The 5916-nt window shown below is 72.0% G+C and carries 5 protein-coding genes and 1 pseudogene; all 6 read right to left on the bottom strand.

What is annotated here, in order from left to right:
* Positions 1 to 1497: polysaccharide lyase family 8 super-sandwich domain-containing protein (locus JGS39_RS39630; RefSeq protein ID WP_308121005.1), on the bottom strand; the 1497-nt coding region annotated here is incomplete at its 3' end.
* 11 nt (positions 1498 to 1508) lie between these two features.
* Positions 1509 to 2660 (bottom strand): SGNH/GDSL hydrolase family protein, encoded by a 1152-nt coding sequence (locus tag JGS39_RS39625; protein ID WP_219574603.1) that lies wholly within the window; start codon positions 2658 to 2660, stop codon positions 1509 to 1511.
* Complete coding sequence (locus tag JGS39_RS39620) at positions 2657 to 3736, bottom strand: DUF1565 domain-containing protein (protein WP_219574602.1); 1080 nt, start codon at positions 3734 to 3736, stop codon at positions 2657 to 2659. Before JGS39_RS39620 ends, JGS39_RS39625 begins: the two co-directional genes overlap by 4 nt.
* Entirely contained in the window at positions 3733 to 4335 is a 603-nt protein-coding gene (locus tag JGS39_RS39615) for a YesL family protein (RefSeq protein ID WP_219574601.1), read from the bottom strand. The genes JGS39_RS39620 and JGS39_RS39615 overlap by 4 nt, the downstream gene beginning before the upstream one ends.
* Before the next feature lie 2 nt (positions 4336 to 4337).
* Positions 4338 to 5159 (bottom strand): hypothetical protein, encoded by an 822-nt coding sequence (locus JGS39_RS39610; protein WP_308121003.1) that lies wholly within the window; start codon positions 5157 to 5159, stop codon positions 4338 to 4340.
* A 523-nt stretch (positions 5160 to 5682) separates the two neighbouring features.
* Positions 5683 to 5916: pseudogene (locus JGS39_RS39605) on the bottom strand (heparinase II/III domain-containing protein); the annotation flags it as partial.

Below are 5916 nucleotides of genomic sequence, written 5' to 3'. Positions count from 1 at the left end.
GGTGGTGCCGGGCAGCCGTGCGGGATCGACGGTGGGCCAGTAGTCCTCGCTGTAGTGGCCGAGGTCGTCGGTGTAGAGGAGCACCATGCCGTCGGAGAGGTGCCAGGCGTGCAGGTTCTCGTTCTGGATCGACTCGTAGTTGTAGATCCGGGACGAGTACGCGGAGATGCCGAGGGCGAACGAGGGCCGGTGGTGGGCCGCCTTGTCCATCCGGGGGTGCTGCTTGTGGCCGACCAGCGGGCCGCGCGCCGGAACCGGGGACGCGATGACGTTCCGGGCCGCGACGAGGGAGGCGAGGTCGGTGACGGCGAGGAAGTCCCGGTAGGTGTCCTCGGCGATCCACTGCTTGACCAGGGAGGTGAACCGGTCGGCGGTCTCGCCCGGGAAGCTCGGGATCAGCCGGACCACCGCCTCGATGACCGTCTGCGCCGAGACGTGGCCCTGCTTGCTCGGGCGGGCGATCTCGCGCCCGCACACCGATGCCATGACATCGCCACGCGCAAGGAGCGGATCGAAGCCCTCGTCGACCCAGAACCGGACGTTGTCGAGATCGGGATCGGTCACCGTCCACGCCGTACCCGCCAGGAGGTTCAGCAGCCGGGACAGGTTGTTGAGCAGTTCCTTGCCGTAGCCGCCGTTGTACGGGTGCTTGTAGTGCTGGAGGAACGAGCCGTCGGAGTAGAAACCCTCGCCCGTGCCCTCGGACGCCGCGCTCGCGTCGTTGAAGGCGAGGACGCTGTTGGCGCCCGAACCCTCGACGTCCGAAAGAGCGTCACGGACCCGCACCAGGTCGTCGCCGCTGTCGCGGAGCACCGCGTTCACGGCGACCACGGTGGAGATCCACACCCGGTTGGCACCGGTCGCGATCTGCCGGTCGGCCCGCCACAGGTTCGGGTCCGGCGTATAGCTGCGGACGGCCGCGTTGATCCGGTCGAGGCGTTCCGTTCCGAGCACGTCGTACAGCAGCACGGCGGCGTCGTTGAGCGCGAGGGCGGAGCCGATCTCCCAGTCCCAGTCGTTGTCGAACCGGGTGTGCCCGGGGCCGTACCGGTTCGTCAGCATCCAGTCGATGCCTGCCAGGAGCAGGTCCCGCAGCGCGGTGTCGCCGTACTGGACGGTGCCGGGGACGGCCCACGCGGTCGCCACGGTCGCCAGGCGCTTGAACGACGTGGTGACGTGGTTGGAGAGCGTGGTGCTCGTCAGGTCGGGGAAGAGCCCGTCGGTACGGGACGGGTCCAGGCCGTTCGCCGAGGTGGTCGCGGCCTTGCCGATCCTCGCCACGGCCGCGGCGATCCGTGCGTCCGTGAGGTCGAGGCCCGGGCCGCCGGTGAGGAGGGTGTGCCACCTGCTCCGGAGCGAGGCGGCGTCGTCGACCGGGTCCGCGGCGTGTGCGGTGCCCGCAGTGAGCGTGAGCGGCAGGGCGGCGGCGGCGCCGAGCGCCGCCGCACCCGCGAGGACGGTGCGGCGCGTGGTGCCCCTGGTGGTGCCTGGGTTCATGATGCGGGCCCTCACAGAAGGTGTCGGCGGTCGACGGCCGCGGCGAGCGCCGCGTGGCCGGAAGGACTGGGGTGGAGGCCGTCGCCGCTGTCGTACGCCGGCAGCAGCCGCTCCGGGTGGTCCGGATCGCGCAGGGCCGCGTCGAAGTCGGCCACGGCGTCGAAGACCCGGCCGGTCCGCACGGCCGCGTTGATCCGCTGCCGCACCGTCTCCAGCTCGGGCGTCCAGCGGGTCCAGCCGCCGAACGGGGCGATGGTCGCGCCGATCACGCGCAGTCCGGCGTCACGGGCGCGCAGCACCAGCTGCCGGTAGCCGGCCAGGACGAGCGCCGGGTCCATCTGGCTGGGCGGCTGCTGGAGGTCGTTGACCCCGAGGTGGACCAGAACGGTCCGCAGCCCGGGCAGGGACAGCACATCGCGGTCGAAGCGCGCCTGCCCGCCCGGCCCGAACCGTGCGTCGTCCAGCAGCACGCGGTTGCCGCTGATCCCGAGATCGGCGACCGCCGCACCGGGAAGCCGCCGGGCCAGCTGGTCGGGCCAGCGCAGATCGGAGTCGTCGGGTGTGCCGACGCCCTCCGCGATGGAGTCGCCGAGCACCGCGATGACCGGCCCGTGCGCGCCCGTCACCTCGACGCCCGTCAGCAGGAACACCGATGTGGTGCGGACCCCGTCGACGTCGTGCGAGGCATGGGTGTTGCGGTGGAACGACAACGGGCCGGTGGGACCCGGCAGTTCGGTACGGATCGTCAGGAGGGAGGCTTCGGCGGCCCGCAGGCCCGCGACCGCGTCGCTGGTCAGCGAGGCACCCGCGGCAAGCCACGCCTGCCGCTGCCCGCCGAAGGTCACGGGCCTGCCGCCCGCGGTCACCGGACCGATGAGGACCGGCGCCGTGCCGAAGGCGTGCCCGTAGCGCAGCCGGACCTGTCCGCCTGCCGACAGCCGTACGTGCGCGGTGAACGTGCCCTGCGTCAGCCCGGCGCTCGCCACCGTGTCGGTGGGCGTCGGCGCGGTCTGCGCGGTCGCCCACGACGTCGTCCAGCGCGAGCGGCGCGCACCGGCCCCCGGTCCCTCGGCGGCCTGCGCGCCCGGCGCCGCCGCCACGGCCGCGGCCAGCCCGGCCGCCGCCGTCAGTACCCCGCGTCTCGCGGGACCCCGCCCGCTCACTGGGGGCACGCGCCGGTCGGCGCGTACTCGCTGCCGTAGGTGCCCACGGCGTCGCCGCCGGTGTTCCCGCTCATCGTGTTGGTGCAGACGGGGCCCTGCGGTGTGCGCATGAACTTGATGCCGCCGCCGGCGTTCCCGGTGATCGTGTTGCCGTAGACGCTGGTGCCGATGCCGTCGGTCGCGGTGTCACCACCGAGCCGGATGCCCGCGCCGGCGTTGTCGTGGATCGTGTTGTAGCGGAAGATGTTGCCGCTGCCGCGCGCGTCGAGCCCGCCGGAGCTGGAGTCCTTCTGCTGACTGCAGTCGTTGTACTCGACGTAGTTGTTGGTCGCGTTCTCCTTCACGTCGACGCACTCGTTGCCGCGGGTGGCGATCGTGTTGTGGTGGATGCGGTTGTTCCTGCTGATGTCGGGGGCGGCGTCCGGGGCCCCGTTCGCACCCTGCTGCTCCGGAGCCGTACCGAGGTAGATGCCCTCGCCGTTCTTGCCTCCGCCGCCGAACTTGAAGTCGGCGACACCGCAGTCGGTGATGGTGTTCCCGGAGATGTCGGCGCCGGTCACCAGATAGCGGACGCGCAGACATTCGTCGGCGGCGTTCTTCAGCGTCATTCCGGTGATGCTCAGACCGCCCACACCGTTACCGGGAGTCGTGCTCATGACATATATGAGCTTGAGGCGGTACCCCGCCACATCGGTGGACGATCCGTGCAGCCCGTCGACGGTGAACCCGTTCAGCGTCGTCGAGTCGTGCTGCACCTGAATGATCCGCGCGTCACCGGCCCCCTTCACCACGGCGTTCGCCGGGCCGGTGATCGTGACGCCGGCGCGCTTGGTCACGACATCCTGCTTGTACGTACCGGCGGCCAGGTTCACCACCGCGCCCGTCGGCGCCAGATCGACCGCCTTCTGGATCGTGGCGAGCGGGGAGCCCGCCGACGTGCCGGAGTTGCTGTCGCTGCCGGACGGCGACACGTAGTAGGCGGTGGCGGCGGCAGCGGCCACCGACGGCGGGGGAAGGACGAGCGGGGCGCCGACGGCGAGCGCGGCGACGAGGGTGGTGCGCAGTGCGTGGCTCATGGGGTGTGCCTCCTGGGATCAGCGAAGGACAGAGCGAGCAGTACGGGAATGCTGGGGCCGAGCAGCAATGGCCCCAGCGGTACGACGAGGGAGAGGAGCACGGCGGAGACCACCGCGCCGAGCAGGGCGGTGCCCCGGGCGGCCGAACCGAAGCCGAGCGCCAGCGCGCCCCGGGTCCAGACGCGGACCGTGCCGCCCGGGGCCCGGCCGGCTTCAGCGGCGAACGCCACGTGGTGGATGACCAGGGCGGCCGCGATGCCCACCTGGGCCGCCAGCAGCACGAAGGTCCACGGCTCCGAACGGCCCAGCAGATGAACGATGTTGGCGGCCAGCACGCCTCCGGCCGCCGTGGATACGAGCGAATGCCGCCACAGCGCCCGCCAGTACTGCGGGAAGGCCCTGAACGTCATGACGAAGGCGCGGCTGTCCCCATCGGCCCGCCACCGCTGGAGCCCGTGCGCCATCGCGGCGAGCGCGGGCAGCCAGGTCACCACCCCCAGCGACAGCACGGCGAACGCGGCGCCGGCGGCGGCCGGGTAGGCCACGAACTCCAGCCGCCGCAGCAGCGTCGGCCAGCCGGACGAGAGAGTTGCCTGCATGATCAGCCGACCTTTCCTGTGTACGGTTCCGCCACGTCGAGGAGCACCTTGCCGCCCAGCTCCAGCCGGGTCGCCGCGACGACATGGGGTGCGTCGCCCGTGGTGAGCAGTACGGCTGCCGCGTCGGCGAGGACCTCTTCGGCACGGATGCGCCGGGCGACGGGGGAGAGCAGCACGGTCTCGGTCCCGAACGTCACGCCCTGGCCCTCCGCGCAGGGAACCCGGGTGGCCTCCGTCTCCGTTCCCGGGGCGATCGTGGTGAGAAACAGCCCCTCCACCGACCGCGTCGTGGTCGAGCGCAGCGTGTGCAGAGTGCGGGTGAGGCGCAACTCCGGCGTGCTCGACGTCGGGTTGGCCTCCACCTCGGTGACCTCGACGACGACACGGCAATCGGCGGGGGCGAACTGCCAAAACCGGGCCGAGGCCGACCCGGAGCGGATCAGCCGGCTGCCGTCCTGCTGCGGCTCGGTCGGCCGGTCGGTCTGAAGGAGGAACGTCCACTCCCGCGCCGCGTCCGCCTCGGCGAGGTCCAGCAGCACCAGGCGCCCCGACGGGGTGAACACCAGCGTCCGGTCGAGCCGCCGCACCCCCAGGCCCGCGTCGTACATCGCGGCGATCTCCGCCGTGGCGTGGGCCCACCCGCATTCGGCGGAGACGAGTACATCGCGCTGCCGGGCCTGCCGCTCGAAGGGGATGTCCCGGTACACGTGGTACCGGTCCTCGTCCGCGTACCCCTGCCCGTCCACCAGCAGCAGATTGTGGTGCGCGGCCCGCTTGCGGTTGCTGTAGCCCTCGTCCACGGCGAGGAACGCACCCTGCGACACGAACACGAACGAACCCGAATCGGGGTGGTGGTGACCCTGGTTGAGGGTGTCCCAGCCCTTGGCCTCTGCGCCGGTCGTGGCAGTCGCCGTGGTCGACGTTGAACGCGAAGCCAGGCGCTGTCTGGTGCAGCCGGTAGCGGAACGTGCGCGACATGAATCCGCCCCTGTCCCACCAGTCGATGCCCTCCGCCTCATTGAGGAGGTCCAGGTGGGCGGCGAGGAACGGCACACCGTAGCGCCAGTAGACGACGCCCTCGGCGTGCGATCCGTCCTCCGGCATCAGGTCCAGGACGGTCCCGAGATTGTCCTTGGCGCGCTCGGTCCACTCCTCCTTGCCCAGCACGTATCCGGCCGTCGCCAGGGCCAGGGCCGGGTTGGAGGCGGCGGGGCCGAGCCACGTGATGCTGGCCAGGGGGTGCGTACGGGGCGGGGTCAGACCGCGGTGGCGGGTGGCCTCCTCGTACAGCCGCGCCTCCTGCGCGGGACGCGCGCCGGGCGGCGGGGTCGCCGAGAGCAGCAAGGGTCAGTCCTCCGTCCGGAACCGTGTGGTGCTGCCGTCGGCCAGGCAGACCGTCAGCCCGTCGCCGTCCAGGCGTACGTCGGTGACCGCGGGACCGGCCGATGCCGCCTGGTAGACCGAGGCGAACGTGACCCGGTCGGTGTCGGCAGTGAAGTCCACCCGGGTCCGTACGCGTTGCGGGTCGTCGGCCGGCCCCGGGCCGGGCCGGCTCACCGGGCGCACCGGCACATCGGCCCG

This window comes from Streptomyces poriferorum, from assembly GCF_019399235.1.
In the GTDB taxonomy this organism is placed as follows: Bacteria; Actinomycetota; Actinomycetes; order Streptomycetales; family Streptomycetaceae; genus Streptomyces; species Streptomyces poriferorum.
Note: the sequence above shows the minus strand (reverse complement) of the source record. Positions and strands in the feature narration are given on the sequence as shown.